General features: G+C 73.2%; 24 protein-coding genes. 11 read left to right on the top strand and 13 right to left on the bottom strand.

Translation table 11 applies throughout. The features are described 5' to 3' along the window. Positions 1 to 9: 9 nt before the first annotated feature. From BLU55_RS10610 to BLU55_RS10595, 4 genes are all read right to left on the bottom strand, one after another. The gene (locus BLU55_RS10610) at positions 10 to 1,272 is read right to left on the bottom strand and encodes an Nramp family divalent metal transporter (protein WP_091729359.1); all 1,263 of its coding nucleotides are present in this window, start codon (positions 1,270 to 1,272) and stop codon (positions 10 to 12) included. 63 nt (positions 1,273 to 1,335) lie between these two features. Beyond that, the gene (locus BLU55_RS10605; protein ID WP_091729356.1) at positions 1,336 to 2,844 is read right to left on the bottom strand and encodes a long-chain-fatty-acid--CoA ligase; all 1,509 of its coding nucleotides are present in this window, start codon (positions 2,842 to 2,844) and stop codon (positions 1,336 to 1,338) included. A gap of 36 nt (positions 2,845 to 2,880) precedes the next feature. Further along, entirely contained in the window at positions 2,881 to 4,032 is a 1,152-nt protein-coding gene (locus BLU55_RS10600; protein WP_091729353.1) for an acyl-CoA dehydrogenase family protein, read from the bottom strand. A gap of 67 nt (positions 4,033 to 4,099) precedes the next feature. Next, positions 4,100 to 4,852: an SDR family oxidoreductase gene (locus BLU55_RS10595; protein ID WP_091729350.1), complete on the bottom strand. Its 753-nt coding sequence runs from the start codon at positions 4,850 to 4,852 to the stop codon at positions 4,100 to 4,102. Between the two features lie 290 nt (positions 4,853 to 5,142). Here BLU55_RS10595 and BLU55_RS10590 point away from each other — a divergent pair, with 290 nt between their 5' ends. Together BLU55_RS10590 and BLU55_RS10585 are read left to right on the top strand one after the other, a co-directional pair. After that, positions 5,143 to 6,816: an ABC-F family ATP-binding cassette domain-containing protein gene (locus BLU55_RS10590; RefSeq protein ID WP_091729344.1), complete on the top strand. Its 1,674-nt coding sequence runs from the start codon at positions 5,143 to 5,145 to the stop codon at positions 6,814 to 6,816. An 18-nt stretch (positions 6,817 to 6,834) separates the two neighbouring features. Continuing rightward, positions 6,835 to 7,740, top strand: coding sequence for an EamA family transporter (locus BLU55_RS10585; RefSeq protein ID WP_091729341.1), 906 nt, complete (start codon positions 6,835 to 6,837; stop codon positions 7,738 to 7,740). On the opposite strand, the gene BLU55_RS10580 is transcribed toward BLU55_RS10585, so the two are convergent. Further along, the gene (locus BLU55_RS10580; RefSeq protein ID WP_091729339.1) at positions 7,724 to 8,395 is read right to left on the bottom strand and encodes an LmeA family phospholipid-binding protein; all 672 of its coding nucleotides are present in this window, start codon (positions 8,393 to 8,395) and stop codon (positions 7,724 to 7,726) included. The two genes, BLU55_RS10585 and BLU55_RS10580, sit on opposite strands and share 17 nt — an antisense overlap. A gap of 134 nt (positions 8,396 to 8,529) precedes the next feature. Here BLU55_RS10580 and BLU55_RS10575 point away from each other — a divergent pair, with 134 nt between their 5' ends. The 4 genes from BLU55_RS10575 (at position 8,530) to BLU55_RS10560 (ending at position 13,047) form a co-directional block, all read left to right on the top strand. Continuing rightward, positions 8,530 to 10,131, top strand: a complete 1,602-nt coding sequence (locus BLU55_RS10575) for a long-chain-fatty-acid--CoA ligase (protein ID WP_091729336.1) — start codon at positions 8,530 to 8,532, stop codon at positions 10,129 to 10,131. Continuing rightward, the gene (locus BLU55_RS10570; RefSeq protein ID WP_157682825.1) at positions 10,115 to 11,257 is read left to right on the top strand and encodes a hypothetical protein; all 1,143 of its coding nucleotides are present in this window, start codon (positions 10,115 to 10,117) and stop codon (positions 11,255 to 11,257) included. Before BLU55_RS10575 ends, BLU55_RS10570 begins: the two co-directional genes overlap by 17 nt. Before the next feature lie 105 nt (positions 11,258 to 11,362). Then, a complete protein-coding gene (locus BLU55_RS10565) occupies positions 11,363 to 11,737 on the top strand; it encodes a YciI family protein (RefSeq protein ID WP_091729331.1) in 375 nt (124 codons plus the stop codon). Between the two features lie 38 nt (positions 11,738 to 11,775). Beyond that, positions 11,776 to 13,047: an RNA polymerase sigma factor gene (locus BLU55_RS10560; protein ID WP_091729328.1), complete on the top strand. Its 1,272-nt coding sequence runs from the start codon at positions 11,776 to 11,778 to the stop codon at positions 13,045 to 13,047. A gap of 6 nt (positions 13,048 to 13,053) precedes the next feature. Here BLU55_RS10560 and BLU55_RS10555 read toward each other — a convergent pair whose 3' ends face one another. Further along, the gene (locus BLU55_RS10555) at positions 13,054 to 13,374 is read right to left on the bottom strand and encodes a putative quinol monooxygenase (protein WP_157682824.1); all 321 of its coding nucleotides are present in this window, start codon (positions 13,372 to 13,374) and stop codon (positions 13,054 to 13,056) included. Between the two features lie 189 nt (positions 13,375 to 13,563). After that, positions 13,564 to 14,895 carry a citrate synthase gene (locus tag BLU55_RS10550; RefSeq protein ID WP_091729322.1) on the bottom strand — a complete coding sequence of 444 codons (1,332 nt, stop codon included), beginning with the start codon at positions 14,893 to 14,895 and terminating at the stop codon, positions 13,564 to 13,566. Positions 14,896 to 15,239: 344 nt separating this feature from the next. Here BLU55_RS10550 and rplM point away from each other — a divergent pair, with 344 nt between their 5' ends. The 5 genes from rplM (at position 15,240) to BLU55_RS10525 (ending at position 18,715) form a co-directional block, all read left to right on the top strand. Further along, positions 15,240 to 15,683, top strand: coding sequence for a 50S ribosomal protein L13 (rplM, locus tag BLU55_RS10545; protein WP_091729320.1), 444 nt, complete (start codon positions 15,240 to 15,242; stop codon positions 15,681 to 15,683). 41 nt (positions 15,684 to 15,724) lie between these two features. Beyond that, positions 15,725 to 16,228 carry a 30S ribosomal protein S9 gene (gene rpsI, locus BLU55_RS10540; protein ID WP_172833899.1) on the top strand — a complete coding sequence of 168 codons (504 nt, stop codon included), beginning with the start codon at positions 15,725 to 15,727 and terminating at the stop codon, positions 16,226 to 16,228. 115 nt (positions 16,229 to 16,343) lie between these two features. Continuing rightward, entirely contained in the window at positions 16,344 to 17,690 is a 1,347-nt protein-coding gene (gene glmM / locus BLU55_RS10535) for a phosphoglucosamine mutase (protein WP_091729317.1), read from the top strand. An 81-nt stretch (positions 17,691 to 17,771) separates the two neighbouring features. Further along, on the top strand, positions 17,772 to 18,203 hold the full coding sequence (locus tag BLU55_RS10530) for an organic hydroperoxide resistance protein (protein ID WP_091729315.1): 432 nt from the start codon (positions 17,772 to 17,774) through the stop codon (positions 18,201 to 18,203). 80 nt (positions 18,204 to 18,283) lie between these two features. Next, complete coding sequence (locus BLU55_RS10525; RefSeq protein WP_091729313.1) at positions 18,284 to 18,715, top strand: hypothetical protein; 432 nt, start codon at positions 18,284 to 18,286, stop codon at positions 18,713 to 18,715. 42 nt (positions 18,716 to 18,757) lie between these two features. Here the strand turns inward: BLU55_RS10525 and BLU55_RS10520 are convergent, their stop codons facing one another. From BLU55_RS10520 to BLU55_RS10495, 6 genes are all read right to left on the bottom strand, one after another. Further along, positions 18,758 to 19,879, bottom strand: coding sequence for a 5-methyltetrahydropteroyltriglutamate--homocysteine S-methyltransferase (locus BLU55_RS10520; protein ID WP_091729310.1), 1,122 nt, complete (start codon positions 19,877 to 19,879; stop codon positions 18,758 to 18,760). Between the two features lie 66 nt (positions 19,880 to 19,945). After that, entirely contained in the window at positions 19,946 to 20,578 is a 633-nt protein-coding gene (locus BLU55_RS10515; RefSeq protein ID WP_091729307.1) for a hemerythrin domain-containing protein, read from the bottom strand. A 110-nt stretch (positions 20,579 to 20,688) separates the two neighbouring features. Beyond that, positions 20,689 to 21,081, bottom strand: coding sequence for a universal stress protein (locus tag BLU55_RS10510; RefSeq protein WP_091729305.1), 393 nt, complete (start codon positions 21,079 to 21,081; stop codon positions 20,689 to 20,691). Further along, complete coding sequence (locus tag BLU55_RS10505) at positions 21,078 to 22,586, bottom strand: tripartite tricarboxylate transporter permease (protein WP_091729302.1); 1,509 nt, start codon at positions 22,584 to 22,586, stop codon at positions 21,078 to 21,080. The genes BLU55_RS10510 and BLU55_RS10505 overlap by 4 nt, the downstream gene beginning before the upstream one ends. Before the next feature lies 1 nt (position 22,587). Next, a complete protein-coding gene (locus BLU55_RS10500) occupies positions 22,588 to 23,115 on the bottom strand; it encodes a tripartite tricarboxylate transporter TctB family protein (protein WP_091729300.1) in 528 nt (175 codons plus the stop codon). Between the two features lie 131 nt (positions 23,116 to 23,246). Continuing rightward, positions 23,247 to 24,284 (bottom strand): Bug family tripartite tricarboxylate transporter substrate binding protein, encoded by a 1,038-nt coding sequence (locus BLU55_RS10495; protein ID WP_091729297.1) that lies wholly within the window; start codon positions 24,282 to 24,284, stop codon positions 23,247 to 23,249. Positions 24,285 to 24,293: the final 9 nt, after the last annotated feature.

Genomic DNA, 24,293 nt, shown 5'->3' with positions numbered 1-24,293 from the left:
GGCGCCGGGTCAGGCAGCCGTGACGGCCTTGCGGACCTCGTTGACGCACAGGGCGAGGAACGCCAGCGCGCACAGCCCCATGGCCAGGTTGGAGTGCAGCTTGTTGCGCCACTCCCGCGGCGTGCGGTCGCTGTTGAGCAGCCACATCAGGGTGACGGCGAGGAACGGCATGAAGAACGCGCCGAGGACGCCGTACGCCAGGATCAGCCAGACCGGCTGGCCCAGGAAGAGCATCACCATCGGCGGGAAGGTCAGCCACAGGATGTACGCGCGGTACCACGTGCCGCCCGCGCGACGGGCGGGGTCCTCGGCGTCGAGCCCCCGGACGTGGCCCACGAAGTCGGCGAACATCAGGCTGACGCCGTTCCACACGCCGACCAGCGAGGACATCGCCGCCGCCCAGAAGCCGACCAGGAACACGGTGCCGGCGGCCCGGCCGTAGCGGTCGGCCAGCACCTGGGAGAGGTCGAGGAGGCCCTGGTCGCCGGTGGAGACCGCGATGCCGGCCGAGTAGAGCAGCTCGGCGCCGACGATGAGCGTGGCCACCACGAACAGGCCGGTCACGGCGTACGCGACGCTGTTGTCGATGCGCATCACCCGCATGTGGCGCGGGGTGATCCAGCCCTTCTCCCGCAGCCAGTAGCCGTACGCCGCCAGCGTGATCGTGCCGCCGACCCCGCCCGCGAGGCTGAGCACGTAGACCAGGCCGCCGCCGGGGACGAGCGGGACCAGCCCGGTCGCGATCTCGCCGAGGTTCGGGAGCGTCAGGGCGGCGGCGCCGACCATCGTGACGAACATCAGCAGCACGAAGATGCCGAGCACCTTCTCGAAGACCCCGTAGCGGCCCGACCAGACCAGGGCCAGGCCCGCCAGGCCGGAGATGATGCCCCAGGCCTTGACCGAGAGCACCGGGAACAGCGAGTGCAGCGGCAGCCCGGTGCCGGCCATCGCCGCGGCGCCGTAGACGAAGCCCCACACCACGATGTAGGGCCCGAAGTACCACGTCGTCCAGCGGCCCAGGCTGGTCCAGCCCTCGTAGATCGTCTTCCCGGTGGCCAGGCTCCAGCGGCCGGCGCCCTCGACCAGCACGATCTTCATCAGGCAGCCCAGGACGGCGCACCAGAGCAGGGCGTAGCCGTACTGGCTGCCGGCCACCAGGGTGGCCACCAGGTCGGCCGCGCCCACGCCGGTGGCCGCGACCACGAGGCCGGGCCCGAGGAGCTTCCAGCGGGGTGGGGTGTCGGTCAGGTCGTCCCGAGTCTGCTGCGACATCACCCCACCCTAGGAGGTGAGGCTCCCGGGGCAAGCCCGCGTCGCGCCCGTCCCGGGCCGGTCTCAGCCGGCGAAGCGGGCGCGCAGCTGGCGCTTGAGGACCTTGTGGGTGGGTCCGACCGGGAGCTCGTCGACCACCTGGACCACGCGGGGGTACTTGTGGCCGGCCAGCCGCTCGCGGGCCCACGCGACCACCTCGGACGGGACGACCTCCGCGCCCTCGACCGGCACCACGACCGCGCAGACCTCCTCGCCGTGCTCGGCGTCGGGCAGCCCGATGACCGCGACCTGCGCGACGTCGGGGTGGCGCACCAGCACCTCCTCGACCTCGCGCGGGTAGACGTTGAAGCCGCCGCGGATGACGAGGTCCTTGGTGCGGTCGACGATCCAGATGAACCCGTCGGCGTCGCGGCGCCCGATGTCGCCGGTGCGGAACCAGCCGTCGACGATGGCGCGCGAGGTCGCCTCGGGGTCGTCGAGGTAGCCGGCGAAGACGTTGTGGCCGCGCACGACGATCTCGCCCAGCTCGTCGCGGGGGAGCAGGTGCACGGCGTCCTGGGCGTGCTCGTCGGCGATCTCGACGTCGACGCCCCAGATCGGGTGGCCGACGGTGCCGGCGCGGGTGCCGGACCAGGGCTGGTTGACCGAGGCGGTGGGGGAGGTCTCCGAGAGGCCGTAGCCCTCGAAGATGCGGGTGTCGAAGGTCTTCTCGAAGTCCTCGAGCACCGCCACGGGCAGCGAGGCACCACCGGAGACGCACTCGCGCGGGCGGGGCAGCGGCTCGGACCGCTCGGTGCGTCCGCGCGCGGCGCCGAGCAGCTGGATGAACATCGTCGGCACGCCGAAGAACAGGCTCGCGGACTCGTCGAGCATCAGCTGCAGCGCGGCCGCGGGCTCGAAGCGGGGCTGCAGCAGCAGGGTCGCGCCGACCCGGAAGGAGGAGTTCATCGACACCGACTGGCCGAAGGTGTGGAACAGCGGCAGGCAGCCCATCACCACGTCGTCGCGACGGATCGGGTTGGCGTCGTAGGCGTTGGTGGTCGCGTTGAGCACCAGGTTGAGGTGGGTCAGCACGGCGCCCTTGGGGCGACCGGTGGTGCCGCTCGTGTAGAAGATGACCGCCGGGTCGTCGGCCTCGCGGGTCGCGTGGGAGGCGACCGGCTCGTGGCCCTCGCCGAGGCCGGCGACGTCGAGCGCCGGGATGCCCGCGGCGGCGGCCGCGGCACCGGCCTGCTCGGCGTACGACGCGTGGTGCAGGACGGCGGCCGCCCCGGAGGCCCCGACCAGGTAGGACGCCTCGTCGGCGTTGAGCAGCGTCGGCACCGGCACCACGACACCGCCGGCGGCGAGGATGCCGTAGTAGGAGCGCACGAAGTCGGTCACGTTGGGCGCCAGCAGCGCGACCCGCGACCCCGGGCCCAGCCCGTGGGAGGCGAGCGCCGCGGCGACGGCGCGGGCCTGGCGCCACAGCTCCTCGTAGGTGGTGCGGGTCCCGCCCTCGACGACCGCGACCTTCTCGGGGACGCGCCGGGCGGACTCGGCGAGGATGCTGGCGACGGACAGGACGGTCATGCGGCTCCTGGGGTGAGGGGAAGGGCTGGTCGAGGCCTAGACGAACGCGCTGATGCCGGTCTCCGCGCGGCCGATGAGCAGCTTCTGGATCTGGCTGGTGCCTTCGTAGAGGGTCATGACGCGGGCGTCTCGGAGGTACTTGGCGGCGGGGTACTCGTCGATGTAGCCCGAGCCGCCGTAGACCTGGATGGCGTGGTTGGCAGCACGGACGGCGGCCTCGGAGGCGTAGAGCTTGGCCTTGGAGGCGGCGACCCCGAACTTCTCGCCGCGGTCGCACAGGTCGGCCGCGCGCCACACCAGCAGCCGGGCAGCGTCGGCGTCGAGCGAGATGTCGGCGATCATGTCCTGCACCAGCTGGAAGCTCCCGATGGGGCGGCCGAACTGGGTGCGGGTGCGGGCGTAGTCGACGGCCGTCTCCAGGCAGCCCTGCACGATGCCGACGCAGCCGGCGGCCACCGCGATGCGGCCCTTGTCCAGCGAGGACATCGCGATCTTGAAGCCCTGGCCCTCCTCGCCGAGCATGGCGGAGGCGGGCACCCGGACGTCGGTGAGGAAGAGCTCGGCGGTGGCCTGGCCGCGCAGCCCGAGCTTGCCCTTGATCTCGCGGGCCTCGAAGCCCTCGCTGTCGGTCGGCACGAGGAAGGCCGAGATGCCGCGGGGGCCCTCGCCGCCGGTGCGCGCGAAGACCAGCGCGACGTCGGCCCAGGTGCCGTTGGTGATGAACAGCTTCTGGCCGCTGATGACCCAGTCGTCGCCGTGGCGGCGGGCCTTGGAGGTGAGGTTGCCGGCGTCGGAGCCGATGTCGGGCTCGGTGAGGCCGAAGCAGCCGAGGATCTCGGCGCGCGCCAGGCGGGGGAGGAGCTCCTGCTTCTGCTCCTCGGTGCCGAAGGAGAGGATCGACTTGCCGACCAGGCCGCTGGAGACCGAGACGATGCCGCGCAGCGCCGAGTCGGCGCGACCCAGCTCCTCCATGCCGATGGCGTAGGTGACGTAGTCGCCCCCGACGCCGCCGTACTCCTCCGGGATGGTCAGCCCGAAGAACCCGAGCTCGGCCATCTTGGGCACGATCGCCAGGTCGACGGCCTCGCGGCGGTCCCACTCGACGCGGTGGGGGACGGCCTCCTTGTCGAGGAACTCGCGGGCGATCTCGCGGAAGCTGCTCTGCTCGTCACTGAGGCTGAGGTCCATGCCGGCCACGATACGACCGGCCCCCGACGCGCGTCCGGCGGTCGGGACGGCGCCCGTTCCGACCCGCTCAGGTGCCGCCCGTGAGGGTGACGCCACCGTCGAGGACGACGGTGTGGCCGGTCGTCCAGGACGACTCGTCGCTGAGCAGGAAGGCCACGGTGGCGGCGACGTCCTCGGGCGTGCCGAGCCGCCCGAGGGGGTACGCCGCGGCGACCTCGGCCTCGCGCCCCTCGTAGAGCGCCGCCGCGAAGCGGGTCTTGACCACCGCCGGGGCGACCGCGTTGACCCGGATCCCCGGGGCCAGCTCGACGGCCAGCGACTCGGTGAGCCGGACGAGCATGGCCTTGCTCGCGCCGTACAGGTCGATGCCGGGCGCGGGCCGCAGCCCCGCCACCGACACCACGTTGACGACCGCGCCGCCGTGCTCGCCCAGCCAGGCGCGGTGGGCCGCCTGCACCCAGCCGAGCGCGGCGACGACGTTGACCTCGGTGATCTTGCGGGCGGCGGCCAGGTCGAGGTCGACCAGCGGGCCGTGGACGGGGTTGATGCCGGTGTTGTTGACCAGCAGGTCGAGGCTGCCGTACGTCGCGACGGCGGCCGCCACGACCTCCTCGCGGTGGGCCTCGTCGTCGGCCGCCCCGGCGATCCCCAGCGCGTGCTCCGGCCCGCCGAGCTCCTCGACGGCCGCCTGCAGGGCCTCGTCGCGACGGGCGGTGAGCACCACCCGCGCGCCCTCCTCCACCAGCCGGCGCGCGATCCCGAGGCCGATGCCCCGGCTCGCCCCGGTGACGACGGCGGTCCTGCCGGACAGTCCACGCATGCTGGCTCCTCGGGGTGGGGGACTCGCACCCTACGGCCGGCCCTTCGAGACAGGACTCCGTCCTTCCTCAGGGACCGATGCGTGTCGTCCTTCCTCAGGGACCGGGACCGGCGGGCCCTTCGAGACAGTACTCCGTCCTTCCTCAGGGACCGATGCGTGTCGTCCTTCCTCGGGGACCGGGACGTGGTCGGTCCCTGAGGAGGTCGCCCTGGCGACCGTCTCGAAGGGCGGTGGTGGGGCCGCGGGAAACCCGGGTGACACCCGCGCGGCGCCACCGGGATGATCGAGGGGTGGGACATGTCGAGGTGGCCGGGGTGCGCTACGAGCTGCCGGACGGGCGGGTGCTGCTGGACGACGTGTCGTTCCGGGTGGGCGAGGGGGCCAAGGTCGCGCTCGTGGGGGCCAACGGCGCGGGCAAGACCACGCTGCTGCGCATCGTCACCGGGGAGCTGGTGCCCGACGCGGGGGCGGTGACCCGCACCGGTGGGCTCGGCGTGATGCGCCAGATGGTCGGGCGGGACGCGACGTCCGTGGCCGAGCTGCTGCTCTCGGTGGCACCGCCGCGGGTGCGGCAGGCCGCGGCCGAGGTGGAGCGGCTCGAGCTGGCCCTGATGGAGGTGCACGACGAGCGCACCCAGATGGACTACGCCCACGCGCTGTCGGAGTTCGCCGATGCGGGCGGCTACGAGATCGAGGTGGTCTGGGACGGCTGCTGCACCGCGGCGCTCGGGGTCGGGTTCGACCGGGTCAAGTACCGCGACCTCGCGACGCTCAGCGGCGGGGAGCAGAAGCGGCTGGTCCTGGAGTACCTCCTGGCCGGCCCCGACCAGGTGCTGCTGCTCGACGAGCCCGACAACTTCCTCGACGTGCCGGGCAAGCTGTGGCTCGAGGAGCGGATCCGGACCTCGCCGAAGACGGTGCTGTTCATCAGCCACGACCGGGAGCTGCTGGCCAACACCGCCACCCGGGTGGTCACCGTCGAGCTCGGCGCGGCCGGCAACACCACCTGGACGCACGCCGGCGGCTACGCGTCGTACCACCAGGCGCGCAGCGACCGCTTCGCCCGCTTCGAGGAGCTGACGCGGCGCTGGGAGGAGGAGCACCAGAAGCTGCGCGAGCTGATGCTGATGTACAAGGACAAGGCGGCCTTCCGCTCCGACATGGCCTCGCGCTACCGCGCCGCCCAGACCCGGCTGCGCAAGTTCGAGGAGGCCGGGCCGCCGCAGGGCCAGCCGCGCGAGCAGCAGGTCTCGATGCGGCTGCGCGGTGGTCGCACGGGCAAGCGCGCGGTGGTCTGCGAGGACCTCGAGCTGACCGGGCTGATGCGGCCCTTCGACCTCGAGGTGTGGTTCGGCGAGCGGGTCGCGGTGCTGGGCTCCAACGGCTCGGGCAAGTCGCACTTCCTGCGGCTGCTGGCCGCGGGCGGCTCGGACCCCGACGTGGAGCACCGGCCCGTCGGCGACCCGCCCGCGCCCGTGCCCCACACCGGTCGTGCCCGGCTCGGCGCCCGGGTGCGGCCCGGCTGGTTCGTGCAGACCCACGCCCACCCCGAGCTGGTCGGGCGCACCCTGCTCGAGGTGCTGCACCGCGGCGACGAGCACCGCGACGGCATGCCGCGCGAGCCCGCCTCCCGGGCGCTCGACCGCTACGAGCTGGCCCACGCCGCCGACCAGCGCTTCGAGTCGCTCTCCGGCGGCCAGCAGGCCCGCTTCCAGATCCTGCTGCTGGAGCTGTCCGGGGCCACGCTGCTGCTGCTCGACGAGCCGACCGACAACCTCGACGTCGAGTCCGCCGAGGCGCTCGAGGAGGGGCTCGCGGCCTTCGAGGGCACGGTCGTCGCCGTCACCCACGACCGCTGGTTCGCCCGCGGCTTCGACCGGTTCCTCGTCTACGGCGCCGACGGCGAGGTCTACGAGGCCGACGGCCCGGTGTGGGACGAGGGCCGGGTCAGCCGGGCGCGCTGAGCCACCTAGGCTGGCCGCGTGTCCGGTCGGGAGTCGCGTGGGGTCGTGGTGCCCGCCCCGCTGCTGGTCCTCGGCGGGGTCGTCTCGGTCCAGTTCGGCGGCGCCCTGGCCGCGACCCTGGTGCCGGAGATCGGCGCCGGCGGCTCGGTGCTGCTGCGCATCGGCATCTCGGCGGCCATCCTCGGCGTGCTCGTGCGGCCGCGGCTGCGGGGCCGCTCGCGGCAGGACTGGACGACCGTGGTCGCGTTCGGGGTGGCGCTGGGCCTGATGAACTGGAGCTTCTACGGCTCCCTGGCCCACCTGCCGCTGGGCGTCGCCGTGACCGTGGAGTTCATGGGCCCGCTGCTGCTCACCACGGTGCTGTCGCGGCGGCTGCTCGACCTCGTGGCGGTCGCGGCCGCGGCGGCGGGCGTGCTGCTCATCTCCGAGGCGTTCACGGTGCCGCTCACCGAGCTCAGCTGGGTGGGCCTGCTGCTCGCCGGGACCGCCGGCGCGCTGTGGGCGGCGTACATCCTGCTGAGCAGCCGCACCGGTGCCGCCTTCGAGCGGCTCGACGGCCTGGCCATCGCGCTGCTCGTCTCCACCGTGGTGGTGCTGCCGGCCGGGCTGCCCAGCGTGGGGGAGTGGACCCGCGTGCACCTGCTGATGGGCCTGGGGCTGGCGGTGCTGTCCTCGCTGCTGCCCTACTCCCTGGAGCTGCTCGCGCTGCGCCGGCTGGCCAAGCCGGTCTTCGGGATCCTGCTCTCGCTGGAGCCCGCGGTCGCGGCTGTCGCCGGCCTGCTGGTGCTCGGCCAGGTGCTCGACGGCCTCCAGGTGGTGGGCCTGGTGCTGGTCGTGCTGGCCTCGGTGATCGTGCTGGGCCTGGGCGCGCGCCGCGGCCCGGCCGTGGCCGTCGAGGAGCCCGAGCTCACCCGGAGTACGTGAGGTCCCGGCCCACCAGGGTGAGCCGCAGGCCGGACTCGGTGGCCCGCAGCGAGGTGGGGCGCACGCCGAACGGCAGGCCCTCGAGCGGGACGTCGACGCCGAACGCCTCCCGCAGCGGGGCGGCGACGGCGTCCGGCAACGACCCGTCGGCCAGCGCGTCGGCGAAGCCGAGGGTGCCGTCGAGCAGGCGCGGGGTGACGGTCAGGGCGGGCCGGACGGTCCGGCCGGCCACGGTGACCTCCCGGGTGCCGCGCACGCGTCCCTCGCCGACGTAGGTCACCTCGAGGCCGGTGAGGCGGCCCAGCTCGGCGTACGACACGGTCCCGACCGCGCGGCCCCGGGCGGCCTGGACGCGGGAGAAGCTGCGGTCGGTCGTCACGTCGCGCAGGGTCAGCCGCAGGTCGGCCAGGCCGAGCCGCTGCCGCCCCGATCCCAGGGTGAGGTCGTCGACGGTGGCGGTGACGCGGTCGAAGCGCCGCGCCGCGACCTGGGTGAGGAACGGGAAGCCGGCGATGTCCACCTCGGGCGTCTGCTCCAGCCCCTGGCTGGCGGCCAGCCGGGTGGCGACGGTGCGCTCGGCGTACCAGTCGGCGCCGCGGTCGAGGCCGACGGCGAGCAGGACGAGGACGACCAGGGTCCAGAGCAGGGCGCGCACGCGGTCACCCTCTCAGGCACCCGGTCGTCACCACCGGCTGGACCGGACCGCCCGTCGCGGCGGGAACTCCGGGCGTTGTCTGCTCGTGTGCCCTGTGTCACAGTCGCCCCACCCCAGCCCGAGGAGACCCGACGATGACCGCCACCGAGACCGCGCCCGCCGGCAGCGACGCGCTGCCCGACCCGACGTTCCTCGACGACCGCCTCGCCCACTGGGCGGCGGCGACGCCCGACGCGGAGGCCTTCACCTACCTCGGCCGCAGCTGGACCTGGGCCCAGACCGAGGAGCGCGTGCGCCGGCTGGCCGGCGCCCTGCGCTCGCTGGGCGTCGGGCGCGGCGACGTGGTGTCCTTCCTCGACAAGAACCACCCCGCGTGCGTCGAGCTGACCATGGCGGCGGCCTCGCTCGGCGCCGCCAACGCGATCATCAACTTCCGCCTGGCCGGCGACGAGATCGACCACGCCGTCAACGACTCGGGCGCGACCGTGCTCCTGGTCGGCAGCGAGCTGCTGCCGGTCGTGGCGCGGATCCGCGAGAAGCTGGTGCACGTCCGCGAGGTCGTGGAGGTGACGCCCGACGGCGGCGAGGGCGACCAGTACGAAGCGCTGCTCGCCCGCTCGACCCCGGTGGGCCGCGACCCCGAGGTGACGCCCGAGGACGTCTGCCTGGTGATGTACTCCTCCGGCACGACCGGCCGCCCCAAGGGCGTCATGCTCACGCAGGCCAACATGATCGCCCACACCCTGGCCGCCCACGACGGCTGGGGGTTCGACCCGGGCGACAAGAACATGGTCTCGATGCCGTTGTTCCACGTCGGCGGCTCGTCGTACGTCCTGTTCGGCATCCACGACGGCGTCCCCAGCGTGATGACCCGCGACCCCGACGGCGCCTCGCTCGCCGGCGCGATCCTGCAGGGCGCCAACCGCACCTTCCTGGTGCCGGCCGTGCTCGCCCAGGTGCTCCAGTCGGGGCCGGACGCCGTGCAGCTGTTCGGACAGCTCAAGACCTACTGCTACGGCGCCGCCCCGATGCCGCTGCCGCTGCTGCGCGCGGCGATCGAGGCGTGGCCCGACACCGACTTCATCCAGGTCTACGGGCTCACCGAGCTGTGCGGCGTCATCACCCACCTGATGCCGGCCGAGCACCGCGACCCCGAGCACCCCGAGCGGCTGGTCAGCGCCGGCCAGGTGCTGCCCGGCGCCGAGGTCCGCGTCGTCGACCCCGGCACCCTGGAGGACGTGGGCGCCGGGGAGCACGGCGAGCTGTGGTTCCGCAGCCCGCAGGTGATGAAGGGCTACCTCGGCCAGCCCCGGGCCACCGCCGACGTGATCACCGAGGACGGCTGGTTCCGCACCGGCGACATGGGCCGCGTGGACGCCGACGGCTACGTCTACGTCGAGGACCGGCTCAAGGACATGATCATCTCGGGCGGGGAGAACATCTACAGCCCCGAGATCGAGCGGGTCCTGGCCGAGCACCCCGCCGTCGCGGAGGTCGCGGTCATCGGCGTGCCCGACGACCGCTGGGGCGAGTCGGTCAAGGCGGTGGTCTCGCTGCACCCCGGTGCCACGGCGACCGAGGAGGAGCTGGTCGCGCACACCCGCGAGCACCTGGCGGGCTACAAGTGCCCCAAGTCGGTCGACGTCCTCGAGGCCCTGCCGCGCAACCCCACCGGCAAGATCCTCAAGCGCAGCCTGCGGGCGCCGTACTGGGAGGGCCGTGACCGCCAGGTCTAGGAGGGCCCTGCCCGTCGCTGTCCTTGGTGCCGCCGCGGCGCTCGTGCTCGCGGGCTGCGGCGACGGCTCCGGCGCGGGTGGCGGGGGCGAGCAGCCCCTCACCTCTCGCGCCGTCGCGGCGGTGGCGCTGGACCACCTGCCCGAGGACACCAGCAGCCGCCGGGCGGCGTACGTCGACCGCACCGACCCGGAGGGCTACGTCGGCGCCGACCTGCGCTACGGCGGGGGCGAGGGGGACGACGGCGACCTGGTGCGGGTCGCCGTGACGCCCGACGAGCCGCTGCGCGGGTGCGACCAGGTCGACGTCGACTGCGCCGAGCCGGCCGAGGGGGTCGTCCTGGTGTGGGAGCAGGAGGCACCCGAGGAGGACCCCGGGTACGTCGCGGTGATGACCGAGCGCGACGGCGCGACGGTCGCGGCGCTCGCCGCGGGGCCGGCGATCACCGGGGACCCGCGCGAGCAGGCCGACCTCGAGCCGTCGGTCGAGACCCTGGTGCGGATCGTCTCCGACGAGCGGCTCGCGCCGCTGGCGTCGGCGGCGACGATCGCGGCGGGCGAGCGGCTGGGGAGGTGGGACGGCGGCGACCGCGAGGAGGGCGAGCTCGACGAGGTGGCGCAGACGAGCGCGGGCCTCGTCGGCACCTTCATGCTCGGCAACGGCGAGGGGTGGACCTACCAGGGTCCCTCCCCGGTCGCCGGCGACCTGGGCGACGGGGCGGTCGGCGGCCGGCTGCGGCTGGCCTTGGCCACCGGCCCGATCGGGCCCGGCGTCCTCGACGTCGCGGCGGTGCCGGAGATGCCGGCCTGGGCGGAGCCCGACACCTGCCGCGAGGGGTGGCGGTGCTGGTCGAGGGGCGAGACCCGGGTCGTGTGGCGCCCGGCCGCCGGCGGCGACCCGGGGGAGTCCTGGCTGCTGCAGCCCTCCGAGCTCGGCGGGGTCGCGGCCCTGCACACCCGCGGCCGCCCGATCCCCGACGACGAGCGCCGCATCCGCTACTACTCCGGCTACGTGCTGTGGGCCCGCTCCCTCACCGACGCCGTCGAGCCCCAGGCCATCGGCACCACCACCGACCGCCAGGGCCTCGAGCAGGCCGAGGCCCTCGCGGCCGAGCACCAGCAGGACTGACGAGCAGCGCCCAGAACTGGTCCCGACCGGGATGTCGAGACCTGCCCCGGCCGTTCGACGTACGGGCGAGAATACCAGCACCCACCACCACAGGAGTGATCGACAATGCCGCGATTCATGGGGTTCGTCAGGATGGAAGAGAACGTCGGCATGCCGCCGCAGGCGCTGTTCGAGGCGATGGACGGCTACATCGGCGAGCGGGCCGCGAAGGGGATCTTCGTCGACGGCGGCGGGCTGTTCGGCACCGAGGACGCCGTCAACTTCGTCGTGCGCGAGGGCCAGGTCAGCCGGGTCGACGGGCCGTACGCCGAGGCCAAGGAGGTCGTCGGCGGCTGGTCGATCCTGGAGTACCCCTCCCTCGAGGAGGCGGTCGCCGACCAGCGCGAGTTCGCCGAGCTGCACGCCCGGCACTGGCCCGAGGTGACCGTGGTCGCCACGCTGCGCCAGATCTCCGACGGCCCGGACGCGCCCACAAAGTAGCACCGTGCCCGCCTCCCCGGGGCTCCTAGGCTGGCGCCGTGACCACGACGACCAGCGCGGACGACCCCGGGGCGGCCGTCGTCGCCGCGTGGCGGGCCGAGTCGGCCCGCCTCGTGGGCGCCCTCACCCGGATGACCCGGGACGTCGGGCTGGCCGAGGACCTGGCGCAGGACGCGCTGCTGGCCGCGCTCGAGCAGTGGCCCACCACCGGGGTGCCGGAGAACGCCGCCGCCTGGCTGATGACGGTCGCCCGGCGTCGTGCGGTGGACCACGTGCGTCGCGCGGAGGTGCTGCGGCGCAAGCTCGACGCGCTCGGCCGCGCAGGGGAGGAGCAGGTGGTGCCGGACCTCGAGACCCAGGTCGACCACATCGAGGACGACGTCCTGAGGTTGCTCTTCCTGTCCTGCCACCCGGCGCTGACGCCCCCGTCGCGCGCCGCGCTGACGCTGCGGCTGGTCGGGGGACTGAGCACCGCGGAGATCGCCCGCGGGTTCCTGACCTCGGAGTCCACCGTGGCCCAGCGCATCTCGCGGGCCAAGCGCACGCTGGCCGACGCGCGCGCCGGCTTCGAGCTGCCCACGGGGGCGGAGCACACCGCCCGTCTCGACGACGTGATGGCGGTGGTCTACCTGGTCTTCAACGAGGGGTACGCCGCCACCGCGGGCGACGACTGGACCCGTCCCGACCTGGCGCACGAGGCGACGCGGCTGGCGCGGCTGCTGGTCACGCTCGCGCCGGACGAGCCCGAGGTGCTGGGGCTGCAGGCCCTGCTGGAGCTGCAGGGGTCGCGGCTGGCGGCCCGCGTCGACGCGGAGGGTCGTCCGGTGCTGCTGGAGGACCAGGACCGGACGCGGTGGGACGCCGTCCAGGTGCGCCGTGGCCTCGCCGCCCTCGCGCGGGCCGAGGAGCTCGCCGCGCGGGGCGTGCCCGTGGGCACCTACGTCCTCCAGGCCTCGATCGCCGCCGAGCACGCCCGCGCCGCGCGGCCCGAGGACACCCGGTGGCGCCGGATCGCGTCGTTGTACGACGTGCTGGCCGGCGCCGCGCCCGGCCCGGTCGTCGAGGTCAACCGGGCCGTCGCCCACGGGCGCGCCCACGGAGCCGACGCGGGCCTGGCCGTGCTCGACGCGCTGGCCCCCGACGCCCTGGGCGCCTCGCCGCTCGTGCCGAGCGTGCGCGGCGACCTCCTGGAGCGGGCGGGTCGCCACGACCAGGCCGCCGCCGCCTTCACCCAGGCCGCCTCGCGGTCCACCAACGCGGGCGAGCGCTCGGTGCTGCTGCGGCGGGCCGAGGACAACCGGCGGGGCTGAGGACCCTCAGAACTCCGACATCTTGTCCCAGCCGTCGCGGTCCGGGACGTCGATGTACATGATGTCGGGACGCTCGGCGACGTACTGCTTGGCGTCGCCGTCGACACCGTCCTGGAAGTGGTCGGTGCTGACGTGCGCCTCGCCGGCGGCCTTGTCGGTGAAGGCCTCGATCGTCAGGATCGTGTCGGGGTCGTCGACGCTGACGAAGTGCTCGTAGAACATGTTGCCGGGCTCGGCGCGGGTCGCGTCGGTGTAGGCCTGGCTCGCGGCGAGGTAGGCCTCGGCGGTGCCCGGTTTGAGCTTCTTCTTCACGGTGATGTAGATCAAGGCGTGCTCCTCGGTCGGACGGGTGAGCAGGACCGGTGCCTGCTCCGCCCCGCACCCTCGCACGGGCCGCCGACACCGGGTGGTGGCAGCCATGGGCACCGTGACCCCGGGCACGGGCCCGGGCAACGCGCCGAGGGCCGGCCCACCAGGTGGTGGACCGGCCCTCGGCACGCTGTCTGGCGGGTGCGCTCAGCTGATGCCGGGCGTGATGCCGGCGCTGCCCGCCCACCGCTCGGAGGCGGGGACGAAGTCGAGCGTGCGGTCGCCGGTGTAGATCTGCTTGGGGCGCGCGATCTTCTGGTCCTTGTCCTGGACCAGCTCGAGCCACTGCGCCAGCCAGCCCGGGGTGCGGCCGATGGCGAAGAGCACGGTGAACATCTCGGGCGGGAACTGGAAGGCCTCGTAGATCAGGCCGGAGTAGAAGTCGACGTTGGGGTAGAGCTTGCGCTTGACGAAGTACTCGTCCTCGAGCGCGATCTTCTCCAGCTCCTGGGCGATCTCGAGCAGCGGGTTGACCCCGGTGACCTCGAAGACGTCGTCGCAGGCCTTCTTGATGATCTTGGCGCGGGGGTCGTAGTTCTTGTAGACCCGGTGGCCGAAGCCCATCAGCTTCTCGTTGCCGTTCTTCACGCCCTCGATGAAGGAGGGGATGTTCTCCTTGCTGCCGATGCGTCGCAGCATCCGCAGCACGGCCTCGTTGGCGCCGCCGTGGAGCGGGCCGTAGAGCGCGCCGATGCCGGCGGCCACCGAGGAGTAGGGGTCGACCTGCGAGGACCCGACGGAGCGGACCGCGTTGGTCGAGCAGTTCTGCTCGTGGTCGGCGTGCAGGATGAACAGCACGTCGAGGGCCTTGACCAGGCGGGGGTCGGCGTCGAACTTCGGCTCGCTCATCTTGAACAGCATCGCCAGGAAGTTCTCGGTGTAGGACAGCTCGTTGTCGGGGTAGACGTAGGGCTTGCCCTGCGCGTGGCGGAAGGCCCAGGCGCCGAGCGTCGGCATCTTGGCGATCATCCGCACGATCTGCATGTGGCGGTTGTCGGCGTCCGCGATGTTGTTGGACTCGGGGTAGAACGTCGACAGCGCGCCCACCGAGGCCATCAGCATGCCCATCGGGTGGGCGTCGTAGCGGAAGCCCTGCATGAACGTCTTGACGTTCTCGTGCAGGAAGGTGTGGTGGGTGATCTCGTGGACCCAGGTGTCGTACTGCTCCTTGGTGGGCAGCGCGCCGTGGATCAGCAGGTAGGCGACCTCGAGGAAGCTGGACTTCTCGGCGAGCTGCTCGATGGGGTAGCCGCGGTACTCGAGGATCCCCTTCTCGCCGTCGATGTAGGTCACCGAGCTGCGGCACGAGGCGGTGTTGGTGAAGCCCGGGTCGTACGTCGACAGCCCGGGGGCGTCGTCGGCGACCTTGATCTGGCCCAGCTCCGCGGCCTTGATGGCGCCGTCGGTGATCGGGATCTGGTATTCCTTGCCCGTCCGGTTGTCGCGGACGGTGAGGCTGTTGTCCCCGGTGTCGGTCACGTCGGCTCCTTGCGCTCGCAGTGCGGGGGACGCGGGCGGTCGGCCTCGGCTGTCCCCGAGATGTGGTGGGACTCGGTTGGGGAAAACCTAGTCGCAGGCGGGTGGCGCGAGCCACCGGGGCGACGTTTTGACCTCGACCGACGCAGCCCGGTACCTTTGGCGGTCGCGTCTCCTGCCGCGCCCGGGCCACGTCCTCGTGACCCGCGGTGCAGTCCCGGACATGGCTGGCCCCCGGCTCCTCGGAGCTCCGGGGTCACGGCCCGGGCAGTGTTCGTCAGAAGGCGTCGCTCCACCACCGGTCCGGGTCCCCGGGCAGGTCACGAACGAGTCAGTAAGGCAATCACGTGCGTACGTACAGCCCCAAGCCCGGTGACGTCCAGCGCGAGTGGCACGTCATCGACGCCACCGACGTCCGGATGGGCCGCCTCGCGGTGCAGGCGGCCAACCTCCTGCGCGGCAAGCACAAGCCCACCTTCGCCCCCCACATGGACATGGGCGACTTCGTCATCATCGTCAACGCCTCGAAGCTCTCGCTCTCGGGCACCAAGGCGACCAAGAAGATGTCCTACCGCCACTCGGGCTTCCCGGGCGGTCTGTCGGCCACCCCCATGGGTGACCTGCTGGAGAAGGACGCGCGCAAGGCCGTGGAGAACGCGGTCTGGGGCATGCTCCCCAAGAACCGCCTCGGCCGCCAGATCCTCAAGAAGCTGAAGGTCTACTCCGGTCCCGAGCACCCCCACTCGGCCCAGCAGGCCAAGCCCTTCGAGATCACCCAGATCTCCCAGTAAGACCTCCCCAGACTTTTTTCGAGAACAGGCAAAGGAACATCGTGGCTGACGCAGACATCGAGACCGGCGAGGAGACCTACGAGGTCAACGAGCAGGGTGTCGCCTACTCCTCCGAGAGCGCTCCCAGCGCCGACGCGCCCGAGCGCCCGGCGACCATCGCCCCCGCCGCGGCCACCGGCCGCCGCAAGGAGGCGGTCGCCCGCGTGCGGATCGTCCCCGGCACCGGCAAGTGGACCGTCAACGGTCGGGAGCTGGACAACTACTTCCCCAACAAGCTGCACCAGCAGGTCGTGAACGAGCCGTTCGCCACCACCCAGCTGGAGGGCCGCTTCGACGTGATCGCCCGCATCCACGGTGGCGGCATCACCGGTCAGGCCGGCGCCCTGCGCCTCGGCGTGGCCCGCTGCCTCAACGCGATCGACGTCGAGGCCAACCGCCCCGAGCTGAAGAAGGCCGGGCTGCTGACCCGCGACGCGCGCGTCATCGAGCGCAAGAAGGCCGGTCTGAAGAAGGCCCGCAAGGCGCCCCAGTTCAGCAAGCGCTGATCCAGCACCTGCACCTCGGCCGTCCCGCAGCCCACCGGCTGCGGGACGGCCGTCGTCGTTCGGTCCCGGGCCACCCGACGCGGCAGCCCGTCCACCACCAGCGAAGGGTTCTCGCATGACACGCCTGTTCGGCACCGACGGGGTCAGGGGACTGGCCAACGGTGACCTGACCGCCGAGCTCGCGCTCGACCTGTCGGTCTCCGCCGCGCACATCCTGGCCGAGCGCGGCACCTTCGAGGGCCACCGCCCGGTCGCGGTGGTCGGGCGCGACACCCGGATCTCGGGCCAGTTCCTCGAGGCGGCCGTGGTCGCGGGCCTCGCCTCGGCGGGCGTGGACGTGCTGCTCCTCGGGGAGCTGCCGACCCCGGGCGTGGCCTGGCTGACCGCCGAGCTCGGCGCCGACCTCGGCGTGGTGCTCTCGGCCTCGCACAACGCGATGCCCGACAACGGCATCAAGTTCCTCGCCCGCGGCGGCGTCAAGCTCGACGACCGCATCGAGGCCGCCATCGAGAAGCGGCTGCGCGAGCCCTGGGACCGGCCGACCGGCGGGTCCGTCGGCCGCGTCACCCAGCACCCCACCTCCGTCGAGCAGTACGCCGCCCACCTGGTCGGCACCGTCCGGCACCCGCTGGCGGGCCTGAAGGTCGTGCTCGACTGCGCCCACGGCGCCGCCTCGGCCGTCGGCCCGGTCGCGCTGCGCGACGCCGGCGCCGAGGTGGTCGCCGTGTGCGCCGAGCCCGACGGCCTCAACATCAACGACGGCTGCGGCTCGACCCACCTCGAGGTCCTCCAGGCCGCGGTGCTCGAGCACGGCGCCGACGCGGGGTTCGCGCTCGACGGCGACGCCGACCGCTGCCTGGCCGTGGACCGCCACGGCGAGGTGGTCGACGGCGACCAGATCCTGGCCGTGCTCGCGCTGGCGATGCGCGAGGCCGGCACGCTGCACGACGACACGGTCGTCGCAACCGTGATGAGCAACCTCGGCTTCGTCCAGGCGATGAGGGCCGCCGGGATCGGCGTGCGCCAGACCAAGGTGGGGGACCGCTACGTCCTCGAGGCCATGAAGGTGCTCGGCTTCACGCTGGGCGGCGAGCAGTCGGGCCACGTCATCATGAGCCAGCACGCCACGACGGGTGACGGCCTGCTCACCGCGCTGCAGGTCCTCGACCGGATGGCCGCCACCGGCCAGGAGCTCCACGAGCTGGCCGCGGTGATGACGCGGCTGCCGCAGGTCCTGGTCAACGTGCCCGGCGTCGACAAGGCCCGCGCCGACGAGGACTTCGTGCTCGCCGCGGCGGTCGCCGACGCCGAGGCCGAGCTGGGCGACTCCGGCCGGGTGCTGCTGCGCCCCTCGGGCACCGAGCCGCTCGTGCGCGTCATGGTCGAGGCACCCACCGCCGAGCAGGCCCGCTCGGTGGCCGACCGTCTTGCCGGCGTGGTCCGCGACCAGCTGACCCTCTAGCCGTCGAGCGGGCGGTTGTGACACGCCCCACGCCGCCGAGCGGGCAGGAACAACACGACGCCCGGGGTGCTTGAAGGCTGCATGACCAACACCCCCGAGAAGATCGTCTACACCGCCCGCGCCACCGTCACCGGCGGCCGCCAGGGTCGCGCGACCTCCGAGGACGGCGTGCTGGACCTCAGCCTGACCGCCCCCAAGGAGATCGGCGGTCCCGGCACCGGCACCAACCCCGAGCAGCTGTTCGCGGTCGGGTACGGCGCCTGCTTCCAGGGTGCGCTCGGCCTGGTCGCCAAGAAGCACGGCGTCGACGCCTCCGCGTCGACGCTGGAGATCGCCGTCGGGTTCGGCCCCGAGGGCGATTCGTACGCCATCACCGCTGACATCGTCGCCACCATCCCCGGCGTCGACGACGCGACGGCCCAGGAGCTGGTCGAGGCCGCCCACGAGGTGTGCCCCTACTCCAAGGCCACGCGGGGCAACGTCCCCGTGACGGTGGTGGGCAAGGGCGCCTGAGCGCGCTGGTTGCCGAACGGGGCCCGGACGACGACGTCGTCCGGGCCCTGCTGCGTCCCGGGGGCTGCTTGACTGGCCGCGTGCGCCCCGAGGACGTCGTGCCGCAGCACGACCTGTCGCCCGCCGCCTGGCTGCTCGGCGAGCTGACCCGGCCGGGGCCGCTGGTGCGCCACACGACCACGCCCGAGCGCTGCTGGTGCACCTTCTGGGAGGGGTTCGCGCTGCCGCCGGCGTGGGACCGGGCGCCGCGGCTGCGGTTCCCCCACCGCGACCAGCTGCTCTTCGAGGCCCCGCTGTCGGAGCTGGAGGCGGTCACCGAGGCCTTCGGCCGGGTGGGGTACGCCGAGCCGACGCTGTGGTGGCCCGAGGACCGGGCCTGGGTCGTCCACTGGGAGGTCGACTCGGACGCGACGTACGCCGCCTGCCCGGGGCCGGCGGCCGCGGACCTGGTGGCCGCCGGCATCGGGGCGCACGAGGTCGACGGCGCGGACGCGATCACCCTCGAGGGCTGACCCCGGGCCGGCCCCGGGCCGGCCCCCGCCGCTCGTCGTGGGCTAGCCCCAGACCTCCTCGGCGACCTCGACGACGAGCCGGAGCTTGGCGACCTCGTCGTCCAGGGTGAGGTCGTTGCCCTCGACGGTGGAGGAGAAGCCGCACTGGGGGGAGAGGCTGAGCTGCTCGAGGGGGACGTGCCGCGCGGCGTCGTCGATGCGGCGCTTGAGGTCGTCCTTGGACTCCAGGACCGGGCTCTTGGTGGTGACCAGGCCGAGGACGACCTGCGTGCCCGGGGGCACGAAGCGCAGCGGCTCGAAGCCGCCGGAGCGCTCGTCGTCGTACTCCAGGAAGAAGCCGTCGACGTCGAGGCCGCCGAAGAGCGCCTCCGCGACGAAGTCGTAGCCGCCCGAGGCCGCCCACGAGGAGCGGTAGTTGCCCCGGCACAGGTGGGTGGTCACCGACAGGCCGGCCGGACGGCCGGCGAGGGCCTGGTTGAGGGTGCGGATGTAGCGCTCGTGCTGGTGGTCGGCGTCGCCGCCCCGGTCCGTGACGGCCGCGCGCTGGGCGGGGTCGTTGAGGTAGGCCAGGCTGGTGTCGTCGAGCTGGAGGTAGGTGCAGCCGAGGTCGGCGACCATCCGCAGCTGCTGGGCGTACGCCGCCGCGAGGTCGTCGAAGAACGCGTCCTCGTCGGGATAGACGCTCGGGTCGATCGCGGCCCGGCCGCCGCGGTAGTGGACCATGCTCGGCGAGGGGATCGTCAGCTTGGCCGTGGTGCCCGCGGGGGCGAGCGCGCGCAGGTGGGTGAAGGCCTCGCCGAAGATCGGCTGCTCGATCCGCACGGGGGCGTCGACGACCAGGCCGGCCGAGGTGAAGGAGCGGTCCTCCGAGGCGTTGCGCATCCGCACCTCGAGCTGCTCCTCGGTGCGGTGGATGCCCTCGATGGCGTGGATGAAGTCCATGTGCCACGACGTGCGCCGGAACTCCCCGTCGGTCACCGTCCGCAGCCCCGCGTCGGCCTGCAGGCGCACGACGTCCGCGATCGCCGCGTCCTCGGCGGCGCGGAGCCCCTCGTCGTCGAGCCGGCCCGCCGCGTGCTCCGCCCGCGCGTCGAGCAGCGGGCGGGGCCGCAGCAGGCTGCCGACGTGGTCGGCGCGGAAGGGGGGTGTGGTGCGGTCGGTCATCGTCGCTCCCGAGGGTGAGGGTCCGGCCAACCTAGCCCCGCCCCACCCGCCCCGCCCCGCTGCCGGTCAGCGCCAGACGCTGGCGACCTCGCGGCGGTAGCCGCGGCCCATCACGCCGATCAGGAGCACGCGGAAGGGAGCCGGCACCAGCTCGCGCAGCGCCTGGCTCTCCCGGGGTCCGGCGCCGTCGGCCAGCCAGCTCATCAGCACCGCGGCGCGACCGAGCCCGCCCGCCCGCAGCCGCCGGTCCATCTCCGCGGCCTCGGGGCTGCCCTCGAAGCCGCCGAGCAGCAGCGGCTCGAGCTCGCGCTCCTCGTGCTCGAGGTGGTCGGCGGTGACGCGGTGCAGCCGCCGCACGGCCTCCCGGGCGTGGTCGCGGGACCGTGGCGACGCGTCACCGCGCAGCGTCCCGACCGCGGCGTCGGCGTCGGCGAGGGCGGCCGCCATCAGGTCGTGCTCGGCGTCCATCTGGGCGAGCAGCGCCGGGTCCACGCCCCACGACGTGAGCGCCGGCCACACGACCTCGTGCTCGGAGCGGTGGTGGTGGTCGAGCTGCTCGCGGAAGTGGGCCCAGGCGCGGGCCAGCTCGGCCGCCCGGGCGGTGTCGCCGGGCGCCAGGTCGTCGAGGGCGCGCTCGAGGCGGCCGAGGTCGCGGCGCACGGCCGCGTGGATCACCGTGTTCATGCTCATCGTGGCCATGCCCCCGCACGCTAGGCCGCGTCCGGCGCCCGGGGGAGGGGGAGCACGACGACGGCCGCACCTGGTCAGGACCAGGTGCGGCCGTCGGTATCAGGAGCGGCGCTGCGCGCTCAGGCGTCGGGCTTGACCGCCAGCACGGGGCAGCGGGCGTCGAGCAGGATCCGCTGCCCGACGCTGCCCATGAGGGCCTTGCCGACCGGCGAGCGGTGCCGGACGCCGACGACGATCATGGTCGCCTCGGTCTCGCGGGCCACCTCGAGCACGGCCTGGGCGACGTCGGGCACCACCTCGTGGCGCACCGTGACGTCGAGGCCGGCCGACTCGAGCTTGCTCGTGATCGCGGCGATCTGGTCCTCGTGGGCGTAGCGGGGGTCGACCAGCGCGTCGCCCTTGGTGGCGTTGACGACCACCAGCGCGGTGTCGCGCTGCAGCGCCTCGGCGGCACCGTGGTCGAGGGCCGCCTCTCCGTAGGCGTCGGGGGTGTAGGCGACGACGATGCTCATGCGTGGACCTCGTCCTTCTCGGTGGCCGGAGCGGTGGTGTTCCTGCGCGAGCGGAGCCGGGCGACGACGAGGCCGGCGACCAGCGCCGCCATCACGACGTACGCCGCGACGGCGACCGGCTCGCCCCACAGCGTGGAGTAGCTGCCGCGGGAGATCTCGAGCGCCTCGGAGAGCTGCTCCTCGAGGCGGGGGCCGAGGATGACGCCGATGATGAGCGGCAGCACCGGGATCCCGAAGCGGCGCATCGCGAAGCCGAGCACGCCCAGGACGAGCAGCAGGCCGAGGTCGAACGACGACGTGCCGGCGGCGTAGGCGCCCAGCGTGGCGAAGAACAGGATGCCGGCGTACAGGTAGGGCCGGGGGATCTGCAGCAGCTTGGCCCAGACCGGCGCGAGCGGCAGGTTGAGCACCAGCAGCAGCGTGTTGGCGACGAACAGGCTGGCGAGCAGCGCCCAGACCAGCGACTCGTTCTGCGACATGAACTGCGGGCCGGGCTGGAGGCCGTAGCTCTCGAAGGCCACCAGGATGACCGCTGCGGTGGCCGTGGTCGGCAGGCCCAGCGCGAGCATCGGGAGCAGGGTGCCGGCGGCGGAGGCGTTGTTGGCGGCCTCGGGACCGGCGACGCCCTCGATGGCGCCCTTGCCGAACTCCTCGGGGTGCTTGGAGAGGCGACGCTCGGTGACGTAGGACAGGAACGTCGGGACCTCGGCACCGCCGGCGGGCAGCGCGCCGAAGGGGAAGCCGAACGCCGTGCCGCGCAGCCAGGGCTTCCAGGAGCGGCCCCAGTCGGCCCTGCTCATCCAGGGCTGGCCCACGGGGATGATCTCCAGCGGCTTGCGGCGCAGGTGGGCCGCGACCCACAGGGCCTCGCCCAGGGCGAAGATGGCGACCGCGACCACGACGATCTCGATGCCGTCGGAGAGCTCGGCGAAGCCGAAGGTCATCCGGGGCTGCCCGCTGGTCATGCCGACCAGGCCGATCGCCAGGCCGAGGAACAGCGCGATGAAGCCGCGCAGCTTGGAGGAGCCGAGCACGACGGTGACGGCCAGCAGGGCCAGCAGCATGATCGCGAAGTACGACGGGGCGCCGAGCTGGACGACCAGGGGACCGACCGTGGGGGCGAGCACGATCAGCAGGACCGTGCCGATGGTGCCGGCGACGAAGGACCCGATGGCCGCGGTCGCCAGCGCCTGGGCGGCGCGACCGTTCTTGGCCATCTTGTTGCCCTCGAGGGCGGTGATGACCGACGAGGACTCACCGGGGGTGTTGAGCAGGATCGAGGTGGTCGAGCCGCCGTACATGCCGCCGTAGTAGATGCCGGCGAACATGATGAGCGCGCTGTCGGCCGGGACGCTGTAGGTCACGGGCAGCAGCAGCGCCACGGTCATGGCCGGGCCGATGCCGGGGAGCACGCCGACGGCGGTGCCGAGGAGCACGCCCAGGACGGCGAAGAGCAGGTTGGTGGGGGTCAGCGCGGTGGCGAACCCGTCGAGGAGCAGGTCCATGTCACAGGACTCCGTTCAGGAGGCCGGCGGGGAGCGGGACGCCCAGGCCGACGTAGAAGGCGTAGAAGGTGCCGACCGAGAGCGCGACGCCGATGGCGACGTCGCGGACCCAGTGACGGCTCCCGAGGACCCAGGCGGCGCCGGTGAACAGGATGGCGCCGCTGATGGCCCAGCCGAGGGTCTCGATGAAGAACACGTTGACCGCGAGCACGGCGACGAGCAGCAGCAGCGTGCGCACGTCGGTGCCGTCGCTGAGGTCGACGTCCTCGCCCTCCTCGGCCTCGGCCACGTCGCCGCGGGCGGTGGCGACCGCGAGCAGCACGGCCAGGACCAGCAGCACGCCGCCGATGACGTAGGCGAAGGTGGACGGGGGCAGGAAGTCCGCGGACATGCCGCCGCGGAGCTGGGTGCCGTTGTGGACGACGTAGCCGCCGACGACGGCGAGGAAGGCCGCCATGACGTACTGCGCGGTGTCCACGACGCGGGTGCCGGTGGACACCTGCGGTGGGGACTGGAGCTGCTCGGACATGGCGGGACCTCCTCGGTCGACCAGTGGTGAGCCGGTGGGTGAGCCGGCGGGGCGGGCCCGCCGGGGTGGAGCGGGGGGCCGGGCGGCCCCGGTGGTGGGGCCGCCCGACGTCACCGGGTGGTGCGGTGTGCTCAGGCCAGACCGAGGTCGGTGAGCGTGGTGCGGACGCGGTCGTTCTGCTCGTCGAGGAAGGACTCGAACTCCTCGCCGGTGGCGAAGTTGTCGGCCCAGCCGTTCTTCTCGAGCGTGTCCTTCCAGGCCTGGGTGTCGTGCATCTCCTCGAAGGCCTTCACGTAGGCCTCGCGGGTGGCGTCGTCGATGCCGGGGGGAGCCAGCACGCCGCGCCAGTTGGTGAAGACCAGGTCGATGTCCTCCTCCGACAGGGTCGGGGCGTCGACGGTCTCGAGGCGCTCGTCGCCCGAGACCGCGAGCACGCGCAGCGAGCCGTCGGCGATCTGGCCCTCGAACTCGCCCAGGCCGGACATGCCGACGTCGATCTTGGAGCCCAGCAGCGCGGTGGTCAGCGGGCCGCCACCGTCGTACTCGACGTACGCGACGTCCTTGGGGGTGACGCCCACGGTGTCGGCCAGCTGCATCGGGAACAGGTGGTCGGGACCACCGGGGGCCGAGCCACCGCCGACGATGACCTTGTCGGGGTCGGCCTTCCAGGCCTCGACGAAGTCGTCGACGGTCTTGAAGGGGGAGTCCTTGGGGACCAGGATCGCCTCCTGCTCCTCGATGAGGCGGGCGATCGGCACGGCCTTGTCGACGGTGGCGTCGGACTTGTTGGTGTAGACGGCGCCGACGACGCCCAGGCCCATGGTCATGAGCAGGTCGTCGGAGCCCTTCTCGTTGAGCAGCCGCTGCATCGCGACGGTGCCGCTCGCGCCCTCGACGTTGCTGACCTCGAAGCGGCCGGTGATGTCGTCGTCCTCCATCACCTTGACCGCGGCGCGGCCGGTGAGGTCGTAGCCGCCGCCGGCGGCGTTGGGGATCATCATGCGCAGGCGCTGGTCGGCCAGGTCGCCGCTCGCGTCGCCGCCACCGGACGAGGTGACACCGCCGCACGCGGTCAGGGCGGCCAGCGAGACGACGCTGACGGTGGCCAGGGCGGCGCGCAGGCCACGACGGGTGGTCTGGGAGCGGCGGGGGAACAGGGTGACGGTCATCCTGGGAGC

This window comes from Nocardioides scoriae, from assembly GCF_900104965.1.
In the GTDB taxonomy this organism is placed as follows: Bacteria; Actinomycetota; Actinomycetes; order Propionibacteriales; family Nocardioidaceae; genus Marmoricola; species Marmoricola scoriae.
The sequence above is the reverse complement of the archived record's forward strand: the minus strand, read 5'-3'. Positions and strand labels throughout refer to the sequence as shown.